The sequence below is a fragment of the Ferrovibrio sp. GW821-FHT12F09 genome (assembly GCF_058806775.1).
In genome coordinates, this window is the sequence record NZ_JBXAPZ010000001.1 from 1,040,330 (window position 1) to 1,063,764 (window position 23,435).

The following is a 23,435-nucleotide window of genomic DNA, read 5'->3' on the forward strand; positions in this document are numbered from 1 at the left end:
CGGGGCTGCGGAATAAGATCGGCCGTCTTTCGGGGGATTTTTCGTGGAGCGTTTTGTCGACCAGTACGGCCTGTGGACGCCGGAGCAGCAGAACGCAGCCAAGGCCGTGGAGAAAGAGGTCGCCGAGCGCGGCCTGGGTGTGATCCGGCTCTCCTTCGCCGACCAGCATGGCATCCTGCGCGGCAAGACCGTGGTGGCCGAGGAGCTTGGCAGTGCCATGCGCAGCGGCGTCGGTTTCACCACGACGCTGCTGGCGAAGGACACCTCGCATCGCACGGTGTTTCCGGTCTTCACCAAGGGCGGCGGTTTCGGTCTCCCGGAGATGCAGGGTGCGGCCGATGTATTGATAGTGGCCGATCCGACCACGTTTAAGGTTCTGCCCTGGGCGCCGCATACCGGCTGGATGCTCTGCGATCTCTATTTCGCCGATGGCCGCCCGGTGCCGTTCTCCACGCGGCAGCTCTATCGCAACGCGCTGCGTAAAATGAACGAGGCCGGCTATGATTATGTCGCGGGCCTGGAAGTCGAATTCCATGTCTTCAAGCTGGAGAATCCAAACCTGCGGCCAGAAGATGCCGGCCAGCCGGGTACACCGCCGAGCGTCAGCCTGCTTACCCAGGGCTACCAGTATCTGACTGAGCAGCGTTACGACCAGTATGACGACTTCTACGAAATCCTGCGCAAGGATGTACAGGCGCTCGGCTTGCCGCTGCGCTCGCTGGAGGTCGAGTTCGGCCCCAGCCAGTGTGAATTCACCTTCCAGCCGGGCACCAACATGGCTTCGGCCGATACCATGGTGCTGTTCCGCTCGGCGGCCAAGCAGATCGCGCGCCGCCATGGCTATCACATCACCTTCATGTGCCGGCCGAAGCTGCCGAATATCTTCTCATCCGGCTGGCATCTGCATCAGTCGCTGACCGATCACAAGATCGGCAAGAACGCTTTCATCCCGCTGCGGGATGGCGAACCGCTGTCGCCGCTGGGCCAGCATTACCTCGCCGGCCTGCTGGCCCAGGCGCCGGCCTCGGCCGCCTTTGCCGCGCCCACCATCAATGCCTATCGCCGCTATCGGCCGTATTCGCTGGCGCCCGACCGCGCCATCTGGGGCAAGGACAATCGCGGCGTGATGTGTCGCGTGCTGGGCGCCAAAGGCGACCCGGCCAGCCGTATCGAGAACCGGCTGGGTGAACCGGCTGCCAATCCGTATCTTTATCTCGGCTCGCAGTTGCTCGCCGGCCTGGATGGCATCCAGCGCGGCCTGACGCCGCCGCCTTCGGCCGACGCGCCCTATGAGACGCCGGCGCCGATGCTGCCGCGGTCGCTGGAGGCGGCGCTAGGGGCGCTGAAGGATAATGCCTGCTATCGCGCCGGTTTCGGCGACACCTTCGTCGACTATTTCATCCATATCAAGGAAGCCGAGATCGCCCGCTACCAGCTCGAAGTGAGCGAGTGGGAGCATCGCGAATATTTCGAGCTGTTCTGATGACCATGCTCAGTCTGTTTCCTACCCGCATCGAAGTGACGGCCCTGAAGAAAAAGGGCATCGAGGGCTTCAATCGCGACCTGATCGATGTCTGCGATTCCCTGCGTCTGGCCGACAAGACCGGCCAGCGCTGGAGCGCCAAGCATTATCCCGGCGGTTATACCTCCTATGGCAGTCACGATCAGTTGCATCGCATCTCGTCGACCTTTGCCGCACTGGAAAAGGCTCTCAATCCGCAGGTGAAGGCCTATGCGGTGGCGCTGGGCTACGATCTGCGCGGCCGCAAGCTGCAGATGACCGATTGCTGGGTCAACATGATGGCCGGTGCGGTGACACATGGCCTGCATCTGCATCCGCTCAGTTTCATCAGCGGTACATACTATGTGCAGGTGCCGCGCGGCGCCGCCGCAATCAAATTTGAGGATCCTCGGCTGGATCGCTTCATGGCTGCGCCGCCGCGCCGCGCCGAGCTGCCCCCGCGCGAGCAGCTCCATGTCAGCGTGAAGGCGAAAGCCGGACAGGTGGTGCTGTTCGAAAGCTGGCTGCGCCATGAAGTGCCGGCCAGTTTCACGGTGCAGGAGCGTATTTCGGTCAGTTTCAACTATGCATGGTCTGCCAGGACTTGATTTGGTCGGCCGTCGCGCCATCCTGATCGGGCATCGCAACCAGCTCGAAGACCACATCCCATGTCAGTCCTGTTCGAACCGCTGCAGCTCCGCTCTGTGACGCTGCCCAACCGCATCGTGCTGTCGCCGATGTGCCAGTACAGCGCCATCGACGGTGTGCCGAATACCTGGCACCGCACGCATCTGGGCCGTTATGGTACGGCCGGTCTCGGCCTTATCATCACCGAGGCGACCCATGTGAGCGCGCAGGGCCGCATCACGCCGGGCTGCCTGGGGCTTTACAATGCCGTGCAGGAAGCCCGCCTTGCCGAGATCGCGGCAGATGTGAAGCAGTTCGGGCCGACGCCCTTCGGAATCCAGCTGGCCCATGCCGGTCGCAAGGCCTCGGCCGATCTGCCTTGGCGCGGCGGTCAGGCACTGCAGGGCCCGCTGGCCTGGCAGACGGAAGCACCGAGTGCGTTGCCGCAGGCCGAGGGCTGGCATGTGCCGCAGGCGCTGGATGATGAAGGCTTGGCGCGGGTGAAGCGCGACTTCGTCGACGCCGCACAGCGCGCCGATCGCGCCGGCGTTGATCTGATCGAGCTGCATGGCGCCCACGGCTACCTGCTGCACCAGTTTGTTTCGCCGGTCTCCAACACGCGCACGGATGCTTACGGCGGCAGCCTGGAAAATCGCATGCGCTTCCCGCTGGAGATTTTTGAAGCGGTGCGCGCGGTCTGGCCGGCGCACAAGCCGCTCGGCATGCGGATCACCGGCAGCGACTGGGTGGCGGGCGCCGGTCTCGAGATTGCCGATGCCATTGCCTATGCGGCGCGGCTGAAGGCGCTTGGCGCCGATTTTGTCGATGTCAGCTCCGGCGGTGTATCGTCGCAGCAGAAGATCGCTACCGGTCCGGGTTATCAGGTGCATTTCGCCGAGGCCGTGAAGCAGGCCACCGGTATCGTCACCATGACGGTCGGCCTAATCACCGAGCCCGAGCAGGCCGAGGCCATCGTGAAGGATGGCCGGGCCGATCTGGTGGCGATGGGCCGCGGGCTGCTCAACGATCCCTATTGGGCCTGGCGCGCGGCCGACCGGCTCGGCGGCGGCGTTCATGTCGCCCCGCAATACCTGCGCGGCCGGGTGCGCGGGGCCGACACGCCGCGCGAGGTCGTGCTCAAGGCCGGTCGCTGACGTAACGGCGGTCACGACAATCTTGTACGGCAGCAATCCCGGGCTGGACGGCCGGGCGACTTCGTCTTATCCATGATCCTGACGCACCGGATGGTCCGGTGCGCCACGTTCTCAGGGCGGGGTGAAAGTCCCCACCGGCGGTATGCCTCCGATGTTGGAGGCGAGCCCGCGAGCGCCTCGTGGCTTCCATTCGGCCATGAGGGTCCAGCAGATTCGGTGCAAGGCCGAAGCCGACGGTTACAGTCCGGATGGAAGAGAGCGGTCCACGGAAACGCGCCTTTGCGCGTGCGACTCCTGTCGTGCGCGTCGGTGTGTATCCGTTGCCGTGCGCCCTGATTCAGGCAAGGCATGAAAGGACGCCCCCATGAATCAGAGCCTAGAACAGACCACCACACCCGATATCCGTCTCGACAGCATCGGCCGCGAGGCCCGGCGCATCGCCTTCGTCCAGGCCAGCTGGCATCGCGACATTGTCGACAATGCCTGGGAGGCCTTCCTCCCCGAGATGGCGAAAGCCGGCCTGCGCCAGGGCAGCATCGATCGTTTCGAGCTGCCGGGTGTGTTCGAAATCCCGCTGCAGGCCAAGCTGTTGGCCAAGACCGGCCGCTATCACGCCATCGTTGCCGCCGGCTTCGTGGTCAATGGCGGCATCTACCGCCATGACTTCGTGTCATCGGCGGTGATCGACGGCCTGATGCAGGTGCAGCTCGAAACCGAAGTGCCGGTCCTGAGTTGCGTGCTGACGCCGCATCACTTCCACGAGCATGACGAGCATCGGCAGTTCTTCCAGGAGCATTTCAAGGTGAAGGGCCGCGAGGTGGCGCAGGCCTGCGCCGCAACGCTACGGAATATGACGGCGCTGCAGAAGGCGGCTTAACAACCACGATGTCATGGCCGGGACAAGCCCGGCCATGACACATTTAGAATGTCAGCCGCGCTTGACGAAGTCGGCCAGGCGCTCAACGGCGCCGTCCAGCTTGTCGTAGGTCTTGGCGAAGCAGAAGCGCACCACGCTGCGCACATGGTCGGCGGCATAGAAGGCGCTGACCGGGATCGCCGCCACTTTGGCCTCTTCCACCATGCGCAGGCAGAAGGCGGCATCGTCGATGTCGTTCGATACCGTCGAAAGGTCGACATTGAGGAAATAGGTCGCCTTGCTCGGCAGCACAGTCAGGCCGATTTGTGTCAGACCGGCCGTGAAGCGGTCGCGGGCAGCGGCGAGGTCGCGGCGCATGCTGAGGAAATAGTCATCCTGCTTGCCCAGGCCATAGGCAACAGCAGCCTGCAGGTTCGGCGGCGTGGTGAAGGTGATGTACTGATGCGCCTTGGCCAGCACCTTCATGATCGCCGGCGCGGCGCAGACGAAACCGACCTTCCAGCCCGTGAGAGAGAAGATCTTGCCGGCCGAGCCGATCTTGACGCAGCGCTCGCGCAGGCCGGGCAGTGCCATCAAAGGCTGATGTTGCAGGCCGTCGAACAGCACATGCTCCCAGACCTCATCGCAAATCGCTATCGCATTGTATTTCACCAGATAGCGGCCAAGCAGTTCCAGATCCTCGCGCGGGAAGACCGTGGCGGTCGGATTGAGCGGGTTGTTGAAAATCACCGCCTTGGTCTTCGGAGAAAACACCGCCTGCAATGAGGCTTCGTCCAGGCGCCAGTGCGGCGGACGCAGGGTCACGAATTTCGGCACGCCGCCGGCCCGCAGCACCAGCGGCAGATAGGCATCGTACAGTGGCTGGAACAGCACCACTTCGTCGCCCGGCTCGATCAGCGCCATCAGGGCGCCGGCCAGGGCCTCGGTGGCGCCCGACGTGATCATCACTTCCGACTGCCAGTCGAGGTCGAGCTGGTGGAAGCGCTTGTAATGCGCGGCGACGGCTTGGCGCAGCTCGGGCAGGCCCATCATCGGCGGATACTGGTTCCAGCCGGTCATCACCGCATCGGCGGCTTTCTGCCGCACATCCTCGGGGCCGGGATCGTCGGGGAAGCCCTGGCCGAGGTTGATTGCGCTGTGCTGTATGGCCAGCCGCGACATGGTCTCGAAGATGGTGGTGGGCGCGTCGGCGAAGATCGGGTTCATGACGGAAAGTCCGGTAAAGTCGCGTGAAATCGCCATCATAAGGCGTGGCTGGCTTAGCATGACGGCCCGTGGCGCAACAGGGCTGCCGGGTTAAAACGGGTGTTAAAGCCGGCCCTGTGCCTCGGCCTTGCGGAAGAGTTCGGCCAGGAAATCGACAAACACGCGCAGGCGCGGCGACAGTTGGCGATGCGCCGGATAGACCACAGCCACCTGCATCGGCGGCAGCCGCCACGGCGCGAGGATTTCGCGCAGGCTGCCGGCGGCCAGTTCGTCCAGGATGTGATAGCGCGGCACCTGGATGATGCCGAGCCCGGCGCGGCAGGCGGCGATATAGGCATCGGCGTCATTCACGGCCAGCATGTTGGGCAGCATGAATTCGCGGTTTTCGCCGTCGATGGTGAAATCCAGCGACTCATGACGACCGCTCACCATCGACATATAGCTGACGGCGTGATGGCCGTTGTGAAGGTCTTCAGGCCGCTGCGGCTCGCCATGGCGTTCAAGATAGGTGGCACTGGCGATAGTCACCTGCTCCAGCGTAACGATGCGGCGCGCAACCAGACTGGAATCAGGCAGCGGGCCGCTGCGCACGGCGCAGTCCACGCCCTCGCGGACCAGATCCACCGGGCGGTCACCGAAACCGAGTTCAAGCCGGATATCGGGATAGCAGGCGAAGAAGTCGGGCAGTGCCGGCAGGATGAAGGCCCGCGCCAGCGTGCCCTGTAGGGCGGCGCGCAGCACGCCGCGCGGATTGGCCGCCGTCTGGCTGAACACCGCCTCGGTCTCGTCCACATCGGCCAGCAGGCGCAGGCAGCGCTGATAATAGGCTTCGCCGTCTAGCGTGGTGCGCACGCTGCGGGTGGTGCGCTCCAGCAGCCGCACATTCAGCCGGGCTTCCAGTTGCTTGATCGCATGGGTGACTGTGGCGCGCGGTAGCTGTTGATCCTCGGCGGCAGCCGTGAAACTGCCCAGCTCGACGATCCGGGTGTAAAGGCGCATGGCATCCAGGCGATCCATGGCTATTGTTTATATACTTTGAATAATAATGGCAATAAATACATATTTATTCCAAATATTCCAAAGGCATATGAAAGGGCGTCTTCCCCATCGTTTCAGGAGCTCATTCATGACCGCTTCCCCCCTCAAGGTCGCCCTCGTCACCGGTGCCTCGCGCGGTATCGGCGCCGCCATCGCCGAAACCCTGGCTGCCCAGGGCCATGCCGTGGTGATCAATTACGCCAGCCGCGCGGCCGACGCCGAGGCGCTGGTGGCGAAGATCGCCGATGCGGGCGGTCGTGCCATCGCTGTAAAAGCCGATGTGTCCGACCCGACGGCTATCTGCGGGCTGTTCGATGCGGCCGAGCAGGCCTTCAGCGGCGTCGATATTGTGGTCGCCAATGCCGGTGTAATGGACGGCGCGTTGCCGAAGATCGCCGATACCACCGATGAAGAGTTCGACCGCCTGCTCAACGTCAACGTGAAGGGCGCATTCTATGTGCTGCGCGAGGCGGCAAAACGCCTGCGCGATGGCGGCCGTATCATTACTCTGTCCTCCAGTGTGATCGGCCTGCGGCTGCCGGGCTACGGCCCCTATGCGGCGACCAAGGCCGCTGTCGAAACGTTGAGCGCATTCCTCGCGCAGGAACTGCGCGGCCGCCATATCACCGTCAATACGGTGGCGCCGGGTCCGGTGGCGACCGAACTGTTCTTCACCGGTAAGAGCGAGGAACGCGTGGCGCAACTGGCCCGCATGGCGCCGCTGGAACGGCTGGGTCAGCCGGACGACATCGCCAATACGGTTGCCTTCCTTGCCGGCCCCGGTGGCTGGGTCAACGGCCAGGTGCTGCGCGCCAATGGCGGTGTGGTCTAGGCCGATTTATCCAGGTGGCGCTGGCGCAGCAGCGCCAGCGCCACCGCAACCGCCAGCGAACCGATGAGGCCGGCGATGAAGGCCGGCATCAGACCGATCTGCGGTCCGAGCAGCGTCAGGCTGCAGAAAAACGGGATATGACTGGCCATACCGATCTGGGTGGCGCGCAGTCCGGCGCGGATGCCGGCGCGATTCAGGCGGCGCGGCAGGAACCAGCACACCGCCAGCAAGGCTACCGGGAAAGAGGCGAAGATACCGGCCACTTTCGGGCCCAGCAGATGCGCCACGCCGCTCAGCACGGCGACCAGGCAGCCGGCGGCTGCCCCACGCAGCACGATCTCGTAAAACGGCGAACGGCTGCGTGCCGCAGGCGCTGTCATCGGCACACGCCGTCCGGCCAGCCAGGCGATGATGCCGCAGACAATCAGCACGGCCAGCGACAGCGGCAAGGCCGCGGGGAGTGCGCGGATCAGCAGTCCGGTGGCGAACCAGAGGCCCAGGCCACCCAGCAGCGCCAGCGGCATCGTTACGCGAGGCAGCAGCGCGATCACCGCCACCAGGAACAGCAGCACGGCGCCGATGGTGGCGAGGCTGCCAAGCGCGGCCTGCGGCACGAAGCCGGCAGGCTCATGCAGGATCAGGAAGAAATAGGCCGGCGCGGTGACAATGGGCAGCGCCAGGACAATGCCGCCGATGAAGGGCGAGCTGCGCTCCATCAGCGCAACCACGCCGCCGACGAATCCGGCCGTGGCCAGGCCGCGTGCGGCAATGGCCAGAAGGGTGAAATCCAGGCTGTCCATGATCTAAGGCTTGTCGCCCGGCATCGGCGGCGTGCCCTGGCTGAGGCGCTGGGTCGGCGCCACCAGGCGATGACCGCTGACCTCCGAACCGGCATCGGCCGGCAGGCGCAGGAAGGCAAAGGCCGCCAGCATCGCCGTGAGGCCGACAGTGAGGAAGGCCGGGGTGAAGCTGGTGGCGGTGATCTGGTCCATGCCGCCGCTCCAGGCCACCGTGGCATGCAGCACCATGGCGCCGACGGCGACACCAGCCGAAAGCGAGAGCTGCTGCATCATCGACGTGAAGCTGGTGGCGCGGCTCATCCTTTCATTGTCGATGTCGGCAATGGTGAGCGTGTTGCTGGCGGTGAACTGCAGCGAGCGGAAAAAACCGCCGAGCAGCAACAGGCCAAGGATCAGCATATGCGGCGTATCCGGGCGGAAGAAACCGCAGATCAGGATGAAGCCGCCGCTCAGGATGGCATTGCCGATCAGCACACGGCGGAAACCGATGCGGCGCAGGATCGGGCCAGCCGCCATCTTCATGGTCAGCGCGCCGGCAGCCGAAGCAAAGGTGATCATGCCGGACTCGAATGCGGAGAGACCGAAGCCGAGCTGCAACATCAGCGGCAGCAGGAAGGGCAGGGCGCCGACGCCGATGCGAAAGAGGAAGGCACCGATCATGCCGAGCCGGAAGGTTGGCACCTTGAGCAGCTTGAGGTCGATCACCGGATGCGGATGGCGGCGAGCATGACGGATATAGAAGCCGATGCCCAGCGCACCAATGACCAGAAGGCCGATGACGACGCCGTTGGGCAGCAGGTCGCGGCCGATGGTCTCGAAGCCGAAGACCAGACCGCAGAGACCGATAGCCGACAGCAGGAAGCCGCGCCAGTCGAGCGGCGGCACGCTCTTCTCGCGCACATTGGGGATGTAGAGCGTCACCAACACCATGCCGAGGATGCCGATGGGCAGGTTGATCCAGAAAATCCAGCGCCAGGACAGGTAGGTGGTGAGGAAGCCGCCGAGCGGTGGGCCGATCACCGGGCCGATCAAGGCCGGCACGGTCAGCCAGGCAATCGCGCGCACCAGTTCGGATTTCGGAATCGAGCGCAGCATCACCAGGCGCCCGACCGGCACCATCATGGCACCGCCCAGGCCCTGCAGCACGCGGGCACCGACCAGGGTCCAGAAACTGTCGGCCAGACCGCAGAGCAAAGACCCGATGGTGAAGACCAGGATGGCGAGGCGGAAGACGGTGCGGGCGCCGAAGCGGTCGGCGACCCAGCCGCTGACCGGGATGAAGACCGCGAGGCTGAAAAGATAGGAGGTGATCGCCAGGTTGAGTTTGAGCGGACTCTCGCCAAGCGATGCCGCGATGCTGGGCAGCGCGGTGGCGAGCACGCTGGAATCCAGGTTCTCCATGAACAGCGCGCAGGCGACGATCAGCGGAATCAGCATAAGGACGGATGCGGGGCGGGAGGGGTGAATCGGCAGCGACACGCCACTATAGCGAGTCGCCAGTATGTTGAACGTTGCAAAGGTCGCAAGGGTCGCATGATCCATGGGTAGAACGCCATGCGGCACGATGTCCAAACCCTGCGGCGCGTTGCCCCAATGCGGCAATTCGCGCCTGCAACATGCGATTGACCCAGGACGGAGTTGCGGTTTTGCTTTGGACAAGCGGGAAACGGTCCTAGCATGCCCCGCGGAGGAACTGCCGATGCAAGCCCTGCTCGATCCCGTCTTCCTGGCGCGACTGCAATTCGCCTTCACTGTTTCCTTCCACATCATTTTCCCCGCCTTCACCATTGGTCTGGCGAGTTATCTCGCTGTGCTGGAGGCGCTGTGGCTGGTGACGAAGAGGGAGGTCTATCTGCAGGTCTTCCGTTTCTGGCTGAAGATATTTGCCGTCAGCTTCGGTATGGGCGTCGTCTCCGGCCTGGTGATGAGCTACCAGTTCGGCACCAACTGGTCGGTCTTCTCCGATAAGGCCGGACCTGTCATCGGCCCGTTGATGGGCTACGAGGTGATGTCGGCCTTCTTCCTTGAGGCCGGCTTCCTCGGCGTCATGCTGTTCGGTATGAACCGTGTCGGCAGGGGCCTGCACATGTTCGCCACGGCCATGGTGGCCTTCGGCACCTTCCTCTCGGCTTTCTGGATCCTGGCGGTGAACAGCTGGATGCAGACACCGGCCGGTTATGCCATCGCACCGAACGGCCAGTTCGTGCCGGAAGACTGGTTTGCCGTGATCTTCAATCCGTCCTTCCCCTATCGCCTGGTGCATATGGTGCTGGCGGCCTATATCACCACTGCTTTCGTGGTTGGCGCCGTGGGCGCCTGGCATCTGCTGCGCGACAAAAGCAATGCCAATAGCAATCCGGGGGCGCGCGTGATGTTCTCGATGGCCATGTGGATGGCCGTGATCGTTGCGCCGATCCAGATTTTCGTCGGTGACCTGCATGGCTTGAACACGCTGAAGCATCAGCCGGCCAAGGTCGCGGCGATGGAAGGCCATTACGAGACGCAGAAAGGCGCGCCGCTCTACCTGTTCGGCCTGCCCGACAACGAGGCCGGCGAGACGAAATACGCCATCGGCATCCCGAAACTCGGCAGCCTGATCCTCACCCATGACCCTGATGGCGAGCTGAAAGGCCTGAAGGCTTTTCCGCGCGAGGAATGGCCGCCGGCGCCGGTGGTGTTCTGGAGTTTCCGCATCATGGTCGGTCTGGGTCTGCTGATGATGCTGATTGGCTTTGCCAGTCTTGTGCTGCGTTTGGGCGGTCGCATCTACGCGACGCCGCTGCTGCATCGTGTTGCCGTCGTCATGGGGCCGAGCGGCTTCATCGCGGTGCTGGCCGGCTGGGTGACCACGGAAGTCGGGCGGCAGCCCTATACGATCTACGGCCTGCTGCGGACAGTGGACAGCGTCTCGCCCATCGGCCTGCCGGGCGTCAGCGCGTCGCTGATCGCCTTCATCGTGGTGTATTTCATCGTCTTCGGCGCCGGCACCTTCTACATCCTGCGCATGATGGGCAAGACGCCGGGATCGGACGGGCCCGACGAGCCGGCTTTGGAAGCGCCGTTGCGCACGGCCGGCATCATGCCGGGGCCGGCCATGATGACCAGGGGAGACGCACCATGACCCTCGATCTTCCGCTGGTCTGGGCCGGACTGATCGCCTTCGCCGTGCTGGCCTATGTGATCCTCGACGGCTTCGATCTGGGCATCGGCATCCTGTTCCCGCTGTTCAAGGACGAGAAAGACCGCGACGTGATGATGAACTCCGTCGCGCCGGTCTGGGATGGCAACGAGACCTGGCTGGTGCTCGGCGGCGGCGGACTGCTCGCAGCATTCCCGCTGGCCTATGCGCTGATCCTGCCCGCCCTCTATGCGCCGCTCACCGCCATGCTGCTCGGCCTGATCTTCCGCGGCGTGGCGTTTGAATTCCGGTGGCGCACGGTGCGCTGGAAGCCGGTCTGGGACTGGAGTTTCGCGCTTGGTTCGTTCGTTGCGACGCTGATGCAGGGCATTGCCCTGGGCGGTCTGATCCAGGGCATCAAGGTCAGCGGTCGCGCCTATGCCGGCGGCTGGTGGGACTGGCTCACCCCCTTCAGCCTGCTCACCGGCGCTGCGCTGGTGATCGGCTACATGCTGCTCGGCGCCTGCTGGCTCATCATCAAGACCGATGGCAGCCTGCAGGACCGCTGCTATCTTTACGGTCGCCGCCTGAGCATTCTTCTGGTGGCGATGATTGGCCTGGTCAGCTTGTGGACGCCGTTCCTGGATGCCCAGTTCCTCGCCCGCTGGTTCACCTGGCCGAATGTCATTATCGCGGCACCGATGCCGGTCCTGGTCCTGATCACCGCCGGCATCCTGTGGCGCGGCCTGCACGACCATCGCCGCGAGAAGACGCCCTTCCTGGCGGGACTGGCGCTTTTCGTGCTGTCCTATATCGGCCTTGGCATCAGTTTCTGGCCGCTGATGGTGCCGCCATCAATCACCTTCTACGACGCGGCGGCGCCCGATGTTTCGCTCGGCTTCCTGCTGGTCGGTGCCGTCATCCTACTGCCGATCATTCTCGGCTACACGGCCTATGCCTACTGGGTTTTCCGCGGCAAGGTGGATCGCCATGCCCACTATCACTGACCGCAAACCGGTCTGGCAGCGTCTGCTTTGGTTCGTCGGCCTGTGGGCGGCCGGGGTGCTCAGCGTCGCCGCCGTGGGCTATGCGATCAAGCTGGCGTTGAAAACGTAAAGCCGCAATCTTTCAGTGCGGTGCGCATATGCGGCGGCGGCGGCGCCGTGACGCTGACGGGATCGCGCGAGGGATAGAGCGGCAGGCTGATACCGCGACTCTGCAAATGCAGCACGGTCTCGCGATCGGCGGCATGAGTGCCATATTGCGTGTCGCCGACCAGTGGACAGCCGAGCGCTGCCATATGCACGCGGATCTGATGCGTGCGCCCGGTGCGCGGCCGGCATTCGATCCAGCTCAGCCCGTCGGATGATTTGCCGAGCAGGCGATAATCGGTGATGGCGCTCTGGGCCTGCGGATCGTCGGCTGGCGCCACGGCCATATGCCAACCGCCGTTCTTGGTGCTCAGCTTACGCAGGGCGGCATCGACGCGGCCTTCCGGACTTTCCGGCGTCCCGCGCACGATCGCCCAGTAGATCTTCTCCACCCGGCCGTCCTGGAACAGCTTGCCCAGCTTGCGCAGGGCTTTCGGATGGCGGCCAAGCACCAGGCAGCCCGAGGTGTCGCGATCCAGCCGATGCGCCAGTGCCGGTGGCCGCGGCAGGCCGAAGCGCAGATGGTCGAAATAGCGTTCCAGATTGTCGCCGCCGCCCGGCCCGGCATGCACCGGCAGGCCGGCGGGCTTGTCCAGCACCAGCATCAGGGCATCGCGATACAGCAGGCGCTGTTCCAAGTCGGCGGCATTCATTGGCGCAGGGGTGACTCAGATGCTGCCGCAGGTCAAGGCCGATGCATCAGGGGATGGCCGCAGTCTTCTCGGCGCAGCCGCGGAAGGAGCGGCCCTGGAAGGTCACCTCGGCGCTGTAGGGATAGCGTCGCGAGGCCATGCTGTCGCCGCAGTCGGTTTCGCGGATCACCACTTCTAGGCCGTCGCGGGCGCCGCCCTCGGCTGAATCCAGCACCCAGGTCATCCGTTTGTCGCCGGCCGATGCCGGTTTGGCGGCATAGCGCTGCGGCACGTCGCCCAGGCGGTCGAAGATCACATCCTCGCCGGCGATGCGCAGGCTCCAGTAGGGTTCGTTGCCGAAGGCGCGCCAGCTGCTATCGGCGGCGGCGATTTCCGGCGGGCAGTCGCGGTTGATATAGGTGAGCCAGCCGAGGAGGCGGCCGTTGCCGCTCAGCACCGGTTCGGGCTTGCCACAGCGCAGGAACGGCTCGGGCATCGTTGCCGGCGTGAAGGATGGACCCTGGGCCGCCTCGGTCGTGGCAGGGGTCAGCTTCGGGGCCGGACTGCCGCTGATGCCCGCGCTGCAATCCGCGCGGCTGCCATCGGCGCCCTGCAGGCGCACCAGCACCATGCCGTGGTTCTGTGGCACGGCCTCAATGGCAAAGGCGGGCTGCGCCGGATGCGCCGCCAGACAGGCGCTCACCCCGCGATAAAGATCAGGCAGGAAGCGGCCCCAGTCCTGCGCCTCGCGACTCTGGCGGGTGAGCACGATCTGGCCAGGTGTCGTCGTCGCGGAGCAGGCCGCCAGCAGCAGGGCCGGCGCCAGGAACAGCAGTCCATGTTTCATGCAGGCATCCAGACAAACAAATAGGGCCGCCATGTGGCTGCCTTGCAGATTAAAACGCGGTTTTCTAGGTTTTGGTTCCATGACGCTGCCTGCCGATGTCACCCTGTATCCCTGCACGCCGGACGATCTGCCGGCCGTGCGCCGCCTGCATGCCATGGCCTTCCGCATCCTGGCGGCCAGCCAGCATGACGCGGCGCAGATCGCGGCCCATGAGGCCCTGATCGCTGCCCCGGCCTATGCCGAGGATGTCCTGCGGTCGCATCTGATCCTGGCGCGCGACGGGCAGGGGATGCTGGTGGCGACCGCCGGCTGGCTGGCGATGACCGACCGCCCGCAGACCGCGCGTATCCGCAAGGTCTTCGTGCATCCGGACTGGGCCCGTAAAGGCCTGGCCACGGCCCTGGTGCGTGCTGCCGAGGCGGCCGCCGCCGCCGTCGGTTATCCGCATCTCTATGTGCGCGCCAATATCAATGCTGTGCCACTGTATGAAAAACTCGGCTACCGGGCCGAAGCGAGCGGCAGCATGCCGGCCGGCGACACCGCCTTGCCGGTGCTCTATATGAGCCGCCCGGCGGCCTGACCCACCGGCGGGTGTTTACAAAAATTTAGCGCCCGGCCACGCCGGGCTTCCGCTATGTTTCCTCCAGCGCAGGATCGGACCCATAAAAAAACGGGCCGGCCAGCCACGGGGGAAATACCAGCATGCAGACCATGACCGCCAATGGGCAGGTAGCCGGCGCGCGTCCATCGCAGACGCGCCGGGCCTATGACGAACTCAAGCGCCGCATCCTCGACAACGAGCTGCCGCCGGGCACCCAGGCCCTGGAACAGGAAATCGCCCTGCTGCTGGGCATGAGCCGCACGCCGGTGCGCGAGGCGCTGATCCGTCTGGCGCAGGATGGCATGGTCGAAGTACGGCCGCGCCATGGCATGCGCGTGCTGCCGATGTCAGCGGCCGACCTGCGCGAGATCTACGATCTGCTCGCTGGCCTGGAAGCGACCGCCGTGGATATCCTGGCGCGGCGCGGTCTGACGACGGCCGAGGGCACCGAACTGGATCGTCTGCTGTCAGGCATGGCAGCGGCTCTGCAGGCCGATGACCTGGAGGCCTGGGCGGCCGGCGATGCCTGCTTCCACCGCGCCCTGGTCGAGATGGCTGGCAACCAGCGTCTGATCGGCATGGTGGATGCGATCCGCGACCAGTCGCATCGCGCCCGCATGGCCACGCTGCATTTGCGGCCCAAGCCTTCGGTCTCCAATGACGAGCATGCCGCCGTGGTGGCGGCGATCCGGCGGCGCGATGGCGATACCGCGCATCGGCTGCATCGCATCCATCGCCAGCGTGCGAGCCGCCTGCTGCTCGATCTGGTCGAACATCACGGGCTGGATCACCTCTGAGCGGTTACAGGTCGAGGTTGTTGCGGATCAACAGGCGTTCAGCGGAATCGTTCCACACATCCATCTTCACGATCTTGCCCTGCCGCACCACGAAGCGGTCGACATAGCGGTTGCCTTCGAAGGGCGTGCCGTCATGCCATTCGCCATACAGCGTGCCGATGCTGTAGACAATGGTTTCCTGTGCGCCCGGCGCCACGTCGAACCGCTCCATCGCCTTCTTCACCCATTTGTAGCGTTTGGCATTGAAGGCCGCGGTTTCGCGCGGATGGCTGTATTTGCGGCCGCCGGTGAAAGTGATCACCAGCTCTGGCGCGATGTAGCGCTGCGCGGTTTCCGGATCAGGCACCATGCTGGCCTCGAGGAACAGGCGGACAATCTCAGCTTCGCCGGTCAGGCCGGCAAAGGCGGAGGCAGCGGCGGGCATTGCGGTCATGATCGACTCCTGACTGGCGAAAACGCGACGGATGTCCCTGTCTAGCAAGAGCGATGCCGGGCTTTAAAACCCAGCAAATCACGCCTGCGCGAGGATTGTCACCAAAAATTGAATACAATTTGCGCGCCAATTGTTGAGGATTGCATACAATTTAGCCAGCGGAGTGCCGGCTAATTAAATTACCAATTAAAATCAATAGCTTAAATTCTGGCATGTGCCTTGCGAACATCAAGGCGGATCAAACTCAGCCCGGGAGGCTCCGCATGTCCGCACCGCTCCGCTCCAAACCTTTCACGTCCATGATGCTCACCCGGCGTCTGGCGCTCGGCACCGTCGCAGCCCTTGGCCTTGCGGTCATGGCCGCGCCGCTCCCGGCCGTCGCCCAGGACAGCATCAAGATCGGCCTGGTCGCAGCCCTTTCGGGTCAGTCGGCCAAGTCGGGCGAGGCGATCACCCGCGGCCTGACCATCGCCATCGACGAGGTGAATGCCAAGGGCGGCGTGCTCGGCAAGAAACTGGAACTGGTGCGGCGCGACGACGAGAGCAACCCGGGCAAGGGCCTGCTGGCGGCGCGCGAACTGGTGCAGCGTGAGAAGGTGGCCGTGCTGTTCGGCGGTCTCGACACGCCGGTCTCGATGGCCATCGTGCCCTTCATCAATGCCGAAAAGGTGCCCTTCATGGGCGTCTGGGCGGCCGGCACGCCGATCACCCGCAATGGCGCGCCCGAAAACTACGCCTTCCGCGTCTCTGCCGTCGACGAGATCGTCGACCAGGCGCTGGTCGATTACGCGGTCGCCAAATACAAGTCCAAAACCCCGGGCATGATCCTGATCAACAATTCCTGGGGCGAGTCGAACGAGGCCGGCCTGAAGAAGGCCCTGGCCGGCATGAACATGAAATATGCCGGGATCGAGAAGTTCAACGATCCCGATGTCGATGTGGTGCCGCAGCTGACCCGACTGAAGGCGGCCGGCGCCGATGTGCTGTTCATGGTCGGCAACGTGGCGCCGTCCTCCATCGTGGTGAAGTCGCTCGATCGTATGGGCTGGGATGTGCCGATCGTCTCGCATTGGGGCCCGGCCGGCGGCCGCTTCAACGAGCTGGCCGGTGCCAGCGCGCCCAAGGTGCATTTCATCCAGACCTTCAGCTTCTCGGGCAAGCTGTCGCCCAAGGGCGAGCAGGTCTTCGCCGCCCTGAAGAAGAAGTTCCCGGAAATCCAGAGCACCGCCGATGTGACGCCGGCGGTCGGCATTGCCAATGCCTATGATGCCCTGCATCTGAGTGCCCTGGCGATCACCAAGGCCGGCAGCACCGAAGGCCCGAAGGTCCGTCACGGCTTCTACGCCATCGATAAGTATGACGGCCTGATCAAGAGCTACTTCAAGCCCTTCTCGACCGACAACCAGGATGCGCTCGGCCCGAAGGACTACATCTTCACCCGCTTCGTCGGCCCGGAAATCCTGCCGCTGACCAACTGAGTCCGTTTCCGCCGGGCCGGTTGTAAAACCGGCCCGGTTTTCGATTCTCATGCCAGAGCGGGATCAACCGCCATGCTTGTAACGTCCGCCATTATTTCCGGCCTCGGTCTGGGCTCCATGTACGGCCTGATCGCGCTCGGCTATCACGTCACCTATACCGTTTCCAACACCGTGAATTTCAGTCAGGGCAGTGTCGTCATGCTGGGTGCCGTGCTCGGCTATGTCTTCGGCGTGCGCTATGGCTGGCCCATGCCGGTGGCGATCGGCCTGAGCCTGCTGCTCTGCGCCATCTTCGGCCTGGTGGTCGAGCGCTTTCTAGTGCGCCCCTTTGCCGAACGCGGTTCGAATGCTTGGTTGATGGCCACGGTCGCCGGCGGCATCATCCTCGATAACATCGTGCTGTTCACCTACGGCAAGGAGCCGCGCAGCTTTCCCTCCGCCCTGGCCACAAAGCCGGTGGAGATTTTCGGTGCCGGCGTCTATCCGCTGCAGCTGGTGATTCCCGTGGTCGGTCTCGCCATGGCTGTGGCACTGCAGCAGCTGATGCAGCGTACCAGGCACGGCAAGGCACTGCTGGCGGTGGTGCAGAATGCCGATGCCGCACGCCTGATGGGTATCAATGTGCGCGGCGCCATTGCCGGCTCCTTTGCTGTCTCGGCGCTGTTCGCCGCCATCGCCGGCCTGCTGATCGCGCCGCTCTATGCCGTGCATTCCGACATGGGCACGCTGTTCGGTATCAAGGCCTTTGCCGTTGCCATTCTCGGCGGCATGACCTCGGCCTGGGGTGTCATGCTGGCTGGCCTGGTCTTCGGCCTGATGGAAGCCACCATCACCGTCTCGCTCGGTTCGGTCTATACGCAGATTCTGAGCTTTGCCATTGTCATCGTCGCGCTGGCGCTGCTGCCCAACGGCCTGCTCGGCCGCGCCGGCGTCAAGAAGGTGTGACGCCATGACCTCGCGTCCCATCATACCCATTGCCATCCTGCTGCTCACCGCGCTTGGCATCCTGCTGTCGGGCAGTGCCCAGGGTTACATGTTGCTGGTCCTTGCCCTGGTGGCGATGACGGCCACCGTCGGTGTCGGCCTCAATATCCTGCTCGGCCTCACCGGCCAGGTCTCGCTCGGTCATGTCGGCTTCTACGCCATCGGCGCTTACACGACGGCGGTGCTCAGCCTGAAGGGCATCAGCTTCTGGCTGGCTTTTCCTGCTGCCGGCTTGCTTGGCGGCGCGGTCGGTTTCTTGCTGGCACTGCCGGCGCTGCGGGTGAAGGGGCCCTATCTGGCGATGGTCACCATCGCCTTTGCCTTTATCATCGAGCATGGCGCGGTGGAGTGGCGCGAACTGACCGGTGGCTCGAACGGCCTGATGGGCATCCTGCCGCCGGCGCTCGGTGGCATTTCGTTTGGCGAGCGCGAGATGGCGATCTTTGCTGTGTTGCTCGCCGGCTTTGCTTTTGCGCTCTATCACCGGCTCAGTGTCAGCGCCTGGGGCCTGGGGATGCGGGCGGTGCGTGACTCGGAAGTCGCGGCGCAGTCGCTGGGTCTCAATCCGGTGGTGATCAAGGTGACGGCCTTCGCGATGTCGGCCGCGCTGACCAGCCTGGCCGGCGCGCTGTTCTCGCCGCTGATGATGTTCATCGCACCTAGCTCGTTTCCCTTTTTCCAGTCGATCCTGTTCCTGCTTGCCGTGATCATCGGCGGCGCCGGCTCGGTCTTCGGGCCCCTGCTGGGCGCTATCGTTGCCGTAGGTCTGCCTGAACTGCTGTCGGATTTTGCCGAATACCGGCTGCTGTTCTTCGGCATCCTGCTGCTCGTCGTGCTCTGGGCCGCGCCGCGCGGCATCATCGGCAGCCTGGTGGCGCGGTTCCGTCGCGAAGATCCGCGCGTGGCGCAGAATGACGGCATCGATCTGGCCGCATGGCTGAAGCCGGCCTCGGCACTGCCGCTGATCGTTGAAGGTCTCAGCATCAGTTTCGGCGGTATCCGCGCCGCCCATGGCGTCGGCTTTGCGGCCGAAACGGGCAAGGTCACCGCCGTGATCGGCCCGAACGGCGCCGGCAAGACCACCGTGCTGAACATGATCGGCGGCTTCTACAGACCCGATCACGGTAGCATCCGGCTGGAAGACGATCTCGCCGGTCGGCCGGCCTGGGCCATCGGGCGGGCCGGCATCGCCCGCACCTACCAGACCACGCAGCTGTTCGGCGATCTGAGCGTACTCGACAATATCCGCATCGCGCTGCGGCGTGGCCGGCTCGGCATCCTGCTCGGCCGTAGCAAGGCCGGGGATGAAGCCGCAGTCGCCGAGGCGCTGCTGGCCTTCGTCGGCTATACCGGCCCGGTGGCGCGGCTGGCTTCCGCGCTACCCCATGTGGATCGCCGTCTGGTCGAGATTGCTCGCGCGCTGGCCACGCAGCCGCGCGTGCTGCTGCTGGACGAACCCGCCGCCGGCTTGATGCGCGGCGACAAGGACAGTCTCAGCCTGCTTTTGCGCCGCATCGCCGATCTCGGCATCGCCGTGATCCTGGTCGAGCATGACATGACGCTGGTGATGGGCATTTCCGACCATGTCGTGGTGCTCGATGCCGGCACGCCTATTGCGGCTGGCACGCCGGCGGATGTGCGGCAGAATCCGGCTGTTATCAAGGCCTATCTCGGTGGCGCCGAGATGAGCGGCCGCGCGCGGGCGCAGCCCTGGTCGGGTCCGGCCGACGCGGTGCTCGCCACCGTCAATCTCACGGCGGGCTATGGGGCCGCGCCAGTGCTGGAAACGCTCAGCATCAATGTCCGCCAGGGCGAGATGGTGGCGTTGCTGGGCGCCAACGGCGCCGGTAAGTCGTCGGCCATGCGCGCGATCAGCGGCCTGCTGCGCCCCATCGAAGGCTCTGTACTGCTCAATGACGCCGAACTGCGGCAACAGCCGGCGCACAGGATCGCGGCTTCCGGCCTGGTGCTGGTGCCCGAAGGCCGTCAGGTCTTCCCCGAACTCAGCGTGATCGACAATCTGCTGCTGGGTGCTTATACGCGTAAAGATGTGAAGCCCGAAGCAGAAGTCGCCGCCCTGCTGCAGCGTTTCCCGCGTCTGCGCGAACGCCTGCACAGCCGCGCCGGGCTTCTCTCGGGCGGCGAACAGCAGATGCTGGCCGTCGCGCGCGGCATGATCGCCAAGCCTGCCGTGATGATGCTGGACGAGCCCTCGCTTGGCCTGGCGCCCACCATCATCAACGAGGTTTTCTCGGTGCTGGCCGATCTGCGCGACGAAGGGGTCACCATCCTGCTGGTCGACCAGATGGCCGTGTTGGCGCTGGCGGTGGCGGATCGCGCCTATGTGCTGGAATCCGGCCGCGTGGTGCGCGAGGGCAGCGCCGAAGCGCTGCGCGGCGACAAGGCGCTGGAAGCTGCCTATCTTGGCCATGCTGCGGATTGAGCTATAACAGCGTCATGCGCTTCGATCTGATTCTCCGCAATGCCCGTCTGGCCGGCCATGATGCCCCGGTCGATCTCGGCCTGCAGGACGGCCGCTTCGCCGCCATCGCCGCCGGTCTGGACGGAGAGGGGCCGGTCGAGGATATCGGCGGGCGGCTCGTCGTGCCGGGTTTCGTCGAAACCCATGTGCATCTCGACAAATCCTGCATCCTCGAACGCTGCAGCAGTGAAGGCACGCTGGCTGATGCCATCGCCGAAGTCGCCGTGGCAAAAAAGGCCTTCACCGAAGACGATGTCTATACGCGGGCCAGGGCCACGCTGGAAAAAGCCATTCTCCAGGGCACCATGCGCATGCGCACCCATGTGGAAATCGATCCGCGCATCGGCCTGCGCAGCTTCGCCGCGATCAGGCGCCTGAAGGCCGATTACGCCTGGGCCATCGATCTGGAGATCTGCGTCTTCCCCCAGGAAGGCCTGCTGAACGACCCTGGCACCGAAGAGTTGCTTATTCAGGCCATGGACGCCGGCGCCGACCTGATCGGCGGCTGCCCCTATACCGACAGCGATCCGAATGGTCAGATCGCGCGGATATTCGAGATTGCCAAGCGTTTCGGTACCGACATCGATTTCCATCTCGATTTCGATCTTGACCCGTCGCGCATGAGCCTGGATGAGGTCTGCGGCCAGACCCGGGCCCATGGCATGGCGGGTCGCGTCGCCATCGGCCATGTCACCAAACTTTCCGCTCTGCCCCCGGCGCAGCTTGAAATCGTGGCGCAGCGTTTGAAAGAGGCCGGCGTTGCCGTCACAGTGTTGCCCGCCACCGACCTGTTCCTGATGGGCCGCGGCCATGACCACAATATCCCGCGCGGCGTGACCCATGCGCATCGCCTGAGCAGCTGGGGCGTCACCTGCTCGCTGTCGACCAACAATGTGCTGAACCCCTTCACGCCGTTTGGCGACGGCTCGCTGCTGCGCATGGCCAATCTCTACGCCAATATCGCGCAACTTGGGCGGCCGGCAGAAATGGCCGCCTGCCTCGATATGGTGACGGCGCAGGCAGCAAAGCTGCTCAACCTGAAGGATTACGGTATTGCGGTTGGCAATCCGGCCGATCTGGTGGTGCTGGATGCCTTTGCCTCGGCCCGCGCCGTGGCCGAACTGGCGCCGCTGCTGTTCGGGCTCAAGCGCGGCCGGCGCAGCTTCACCCGGCCGCAGGCCGAACTGCATCGGCCTTGACGCCGCGATCCGTGCGTCGCATTGATCGGACAAAGACTTCCCTGAGGTTTCCCCAATGCTGAACACACCGCGCGCCCGCCGGGGCATGGTCACCGCGCCGCATCATCTGGCCGCCGAGGCCGGGCTTGCCGTCCTGCGCGAGGGCGGCAATGCCATCGAGGCCACCGTGGCGATGGCAGCGGCGCTCACCGTGGTCTATCCGCATATGACCGGCATCGGCGGCGACGGCTTCTGGCTGATTGCGGCGCCCGGTAAAGGCCCGGTCGCGGTCGAAGCCTGCGGCCGTGCCGCTGCGGCTGCTACGCCGGAACTATACAAAAGCAAGGGCCTGAGCAGCATTCCCTGGCGTGGGCCGCTGGCGGCCAACACAGTGGCCGCCACGGTGAGCGGCTGGGGCGAGGCGCTGAAGCTGAGCGCCGAACTGGGCGGCAAGCTGCCGCTGTCGCGTCTGGTGGCAGATGCGGTCTGGCATGCGGAGCACGGTTTCGCCGTCACCCAGAGCCAGTATGACCTGACAAAGCAGAAGCAGCCTGAATTGCAGGACCAGCCGGGCTTTGCCGCGCGCTTCTTGCCCGGTGGCAAGCCGCCGGCCGAACGCAGCCTGATGAAGCTGCCGGCCCTCGGCGCGACCCTGAAACAGATCGGTGCGGTTGGCACGGAAGATTTCTATCGCGGCGCGCTGGCGAAAACGATCGCTGCCGATCTGGCGAAAGTCGGGAGCCCGGTCAGTGCTGACGATCTGGCCCGGCATCAGGCCCGCCGCCGTCCACCGCTCAGCGTCGCGCTCAAGGCGGCAAGGCTGTTCAACTTCCCGCCGCCGACGCAAGGCTTGTCGTCGCTGATGATCCTGGCGCTGTTCGAGCGTCTGGGTGTGCGCGAGGCCGAAGGCTTCGACTACCTGCACGGGCTGGTCGAGGCGACCAAGCAGGCCTTCCTAATCCGCGACCGCATCGTCGGCGATCCCGACAGCATGCCGGAAGCACCCGAGAAGTATCTCGAACCGGCGCTGCTCGATATGCTGGCTGCCAAGATCGACCGCCAGCACGCGCTCGCCTGGCCGCAGCCGGCCTCTGGCGGCGACACCACCTGGATGGGCGCCATCGACGGCAACGGCGTGGCTGTCAGCTTCATCCAGTCGATCTATTTCGAATTCGGCTCCGGCTGCGTACTCGATGAAACCGGCATCAACTGGCAGAACCGCGGCTCCAGCTTCCTGCTGGAGGGTGAGGGCCCGCGCCGGCTTGCGCCTGGCCGTATGCCGTTCCACACGCTCAACCCGGCCATGGCACGGTTCGAGGATGGCCGCACGATGGTCTATGGCACCATGGGCGGCGAGGGCCAGCCGCAGACCCAGGCGGCGGTCTACAGCAGATATGCCATGTACGGACAGGGCATACAGGCTGCGATCACCGCGCCGCGCTGGCTTCTGGGCAAGACCTGGGGCGAGAACAGCGTGACGCTGAAGCTGGAAAACCGGTTCGAGCCGGCGCTGGTCGCGGCCCTGAAATCGGCCGGTCATAATGTGGAAATCCTGGACGCCTTCACCGGCACCATGGGCCATGCCGGCGCCATTGTTCGGCATGCGGACGGCGTGCTGGAAGGCGCCACCGATCCGCGCAGCGACGGTGCGGCTGCCGGCTTCTAGGCCGGCTGCCTAAAAAACCGCCCCTAGTTTGCC

General features: G+C 64.8%; 22 protein-coding genes and 1 riboswitch. Of the genes, 15 read left to right on the forward strand and 7 right to left on the reverse strand.

The window, feature by feature from the left end:
• Positions 1 to 43 precede the first annotated feature (43 nt).
• From AC1ROB_RS05375 to AC1ROB_RS05390, 4 genes are all read left to right on the forward strand, one after another.
• The gene (locus AC1ROB_RS05375) at positions 44 to 1,483 is read left to right on the forward strand and encodes a glutamine synthetase family protein (RefSeq protein WP_492973338.1); all 1,440 of its coding nucleotides are present in this window, start codon (positions 44 to 46) and stop codon (positions 1,481 to 1,483) included.
• Positions 1,483 to 2,109 (forward strand): TIGR02466 family protein, encoded by a 627-nt coding sequence (locus tag AC1ROB_RS05380; RefSeq protein ID WP_492973337.1) that lies wholly within the window; start codon positions 1,483 to 1,485, stop codon positions 2,107 to 2,109. Before AC1ROB_RS05375 ends, AC1ROB_RS05380 begins: the two co-directional genes overlap by 1 nt.
• Before the next feature lie 60 nt (positions 2,110 to 2,169).
• Positions 2,170 to 3,282: an NADH:flavin oxidoreductase/NADH oxidase gene (locus tag AC1ROB_RS05385; protein ID WP_492973336.1), complete on the forward strand. Its 1,113-nt coding sequence runs from the start codon at positions 2,170 to 2,172 to the stop codon at positions 3,280 to 3,282.
• Between the two features lie 103 nt (positions 3,283 to 3,385).
• Positions 3,386 to 3,546, forward strand: a riboswitch (FMN riboswitch).
• Between the two features lie 100 nt (positions 3,547 to 3,646).
• Positions 3,647 to 4,159 (forward strand): 6,7-dimethyl-8-ribityllumazine synthase, encoded by a 513-nt coding sequence (locus AC1ROB_RS05390; RefSeq protein WP_492973335.1) that lies wholly within the window; start codon positions 3,647 to 3,649, stop codon positions 4,157 to 4,159.
• A gap of 51 nt (positions 4,160 to 4,210) precedes the next feature.
• On the opposite strand, the gene AC1ROB_RS05395 is transcribed toward AC1ROB_RS05390, so the two are convergent.
• The gene (locus tag AC1ROB_RS05395; protein ID WP_492973334.1) at positions 4,211 to 5,365 is read right to left on the reverse strand and encodes an aminotransferase; all 1,155 of its coding nucleotides are present in this window, start codon (positions 5,363 to 5,365) and stop codon (positions 4,211 to 4,213) included.
• Positions 5,366 to 5,467: 102 nt separating this feature from the next.
• Positions 5,468 to 6,382 (reverse strand): LysR family transcriptional regulator, encoded by a 915-nt coding sequence (locus AC1ROB_RS05400; RefSeq protein WP_492973333.1) that lies wholly within the window; start codon positions 6,380 to 6,382, stop codon positions 5,468 to 5,470.
• Positions 6,383 to 6,491: 109 nt separating this feature from the next.
• Between AC1ROB_RS05400 and AC1ROB_RS05405 the strand changes: the two genes are divergently transcribed.
• On the forward strand, positions 6,492 to 7,235 hold the full coding sequence (locus AC1ROB_RS05405) for an SDR family oxidoreductase (protein WP_492973332.1): 744 nt from the start codon (positions 6,492 to 6,494) through the stop codon (positions 7,233 to 7,235).
• On the opposite strand, the gene AC1ROB_RS05410 is transcribed toward AC1ROB_RS05405, so the two are convergent.
• Both AC1ROB_RS05410 and AC1ROB_RS05415 read right to left on the reverse strand, forming a co-directional pair.
• Positions 7,232 to 8,035, reverse strand: a complete 804-nt coding sequence (locus tag AC1ROB_RS05410) for a hypothetical protein (RefSeq protein ID WP_492973331.1) — start codon at positions 8,033 to 8,035, stop codon at positions 7,232 to 7,234. The genes AC1ROB_RS05405 and AC1ROB_RS05410 overlap by 4 nt on opposite strands.
• A 3-nt stretch (positions 8,036 to 8,038) precedes the next feature.
• Entirely contained in the window at positions 8,039 to 9,472 is a 1,434-nt protein-coding gene (locus tag AC1ROB_RS05415) for a DHA2 family efflux MFS transporter permease subunit (protein ID WP_492973330.1), read from the reverse strand.
• 262 nt (positions 9,473 to 9,734) lie between these two features.
• Between AC1ROB_RS05415 and AC1ROB_RS05420 the strand changes: the two genes are divergently transcribed.
• From AC1ROB_RS05420 to AC1ROB_RS05430, 3 genes are read left to right on the forward strand one after another with little or no spacing between them, the layout of a single operon-like run.
• On the forward strand, positions 9,735 to 11,156 hold the full coding sequence (locus AC1ROB_RS05420) for a cytochrome ubiquinol oxidase subunit I (RefSeq protein WP_492973329.1): 1,422 nt from the start codon (positions 9,735 to 9,737) through the stop codon (positions 11,154 to 11,156).
• The gene (cydB, locus tag AC1ROB_RS05425; protein WP_492973328.1) at positions 11,153 to 12,160 is read left to right on the forward strand and encodes a cytochrome d ubiquinol oxidase subunit II; all 1,008 of its coding nucleotides are present in this window, start codon (positions 11,153 to 11,155) and stop codon (positions 12,158 to 12,160) included. Before AC1ROB_RS05420 ends, cydB begins: the two co-directional genes overlap by 4 nt.
• Entirely contained in the window at positions 12,144 to 12,269 is a 126-nt protein-coding gene (locus AC1ROB_RS05430) for a DUF2474 family protein (RefSeq protein WP_492973327.1), read from the forward strand. The genes cydB and AC1ROB_RS05430 overlap by 17 nt, the downstream gene beginning before the upstream one ends.
• Here the strand turns inward: AC1ROB_RS05430 and AC1ROB_RS05435 are convergent.
• Positions 12,247 to 12,957: an RluA family pseudouridine synthase gene (locus tag AC1ROB_RS05435; protein ID WP_492973326.1), complete on the reverse strand. Its 711-nt coding sequence runs from the start codon at positions 12,955 to 12,957 to the stop codon at positions 12,247 to 12,249. The genes AC1ROB_RS05430 and AC1ROB_RS05435 overlap by 23 nt on opposite strands.
• A 46-nt stretch (positions 12,958 to 13,003) precedes the next feature.
• On the reverse strand, positions 13,004 to 13,783 hold the full coding sequence (locus AC1ROB_RS05440) for a COG3650 family protein (RefSeq protein WP_492973325.1): 780 nt from the start codon (positions 13,781 to 13,783) through the stop codon (positions 13,004 to 13,006).
• Positions 13,784 to 13,862: 79 nt separating this feature from the next.
• Between AC1ROB_RS05440 and AC1ROB_RS05445 the strand changes: the two genes are divergently transcribed.
• Both AC1ROB_RS05445 and AC1ROB_RS05450 read left to right on the forward strand, forming a co-directional pair.
• Positions 13,863 to 14,363 (forward strand): GNAT family N-acetyltransferase, encoded by a 501-nt coding sequence (locus AC1ROB_RS05445; RefSeq protein WP_492973324.1) that lies wholly within the window; start codon positions 13,863 to 13,865, stop codon positions 14,361 to 14,363.
• 122 nt (positions 14,364 to 14,485) lie between these two features.
• Entirely contained in the window at positions 14,486 to 15,181 is a 696-nt protein-coding gene (locus AC1ROB_RS05450) for a GntR family transcriptional regulator (protein WP_492973323.1), read from the forward strand.
• Between the two features lie 4 nt (positions 15,182 to 15,185).
• Here AC1ROB_RS05450 and AC1ROB_RS05455 read toward each other — a convergent pair whose 3' ends face one another.
• The gene (locus AC1ROB_RS05455; RefSeq protein ID WP_492973322.1) at positions 15,186 to 15,614 is read right to left on the reverse strand and encodes a nuclear transport factor 2-like protein; all 429 of its coding nucleotides are present in this window, start codon (positions 15,612 to 15,614) and stop codon (positions 15,186 to 15,188) included.
• A 263-nt stretch (positions 15,615 to 15,877) separates the two neighbouring features.
• On the opposite strand from AC1ROB_RS05455, the gene AC1ROB_RS05460 reads away from it, so the two are divergent.
• The 5 genes from AC1ROB_RS05460 (at position 15,878) to AC1ROB_RS05480 (ending at position 23,402) form a co-directional block, all read left to right on the forward strand.
• Positions 15,878 to 17,092: an ABC transporter substrate-binding protein gene (locus AC1ROB_RS05460; RefSeq protein WP_492973321.1), complete on the forward strand. Its 1,215-nt coding sequence runs from the start codon at positions 15,878 to 15,880 to the stop codon at positions 17,090 to 17,092.
• 72 nt (positions 17,093 to 17,164) lie between these two features.
• A complete protein-coding gene (locus AC1ROB_RS05465; RefSeq protein WP_492973320.1) occupies positions 17,165 to 18,037 on the forward strand; it encodes a branched-chain amino acid ABC transporter permease in 873 nt (290 codons plus the stop codon).
• 4 nt (positions 18,038 to 18,041) lie between these two features.
• A complete protein-coding gene (locus AC1ROB_RS05470) occupies positions 18,042 to 20,519 on the forward strand; it encodes a branched-chain amino acid ABC transporter ATP-binding protein/permease (protein ID WP_492973319.1) in 2,478 nt (825 codons plus the stop codon).
• A 14-nt stretch (positions 20,520 to 20,533) separates the two neighbouring features.
• Positions 20,534 to 21,757, forward strand: coding sequence for an amidohydrolase family protein (locus AC1ROB_RS05475; protein ID WP_492973318.1), 1,224 nt, complete (start codon positions 20,534 to 20,536; stop codon positions 21,755 to 21,757).
• Between the two features lie 55 nt (positions 21,758 to 21,812).
• Entirely contained in the window at positions 21,813 to 23,402 is a 1,590-nt protein-coding gene (locus tag AC1ROB_RS05480) for a gamma-glutamyltransferase family protein (protein WP_492973317.1), read from the forward strand.
• The last annotated feature ends 33 nt before the right edge of the window (positions 23,403 to 23,435 follow it).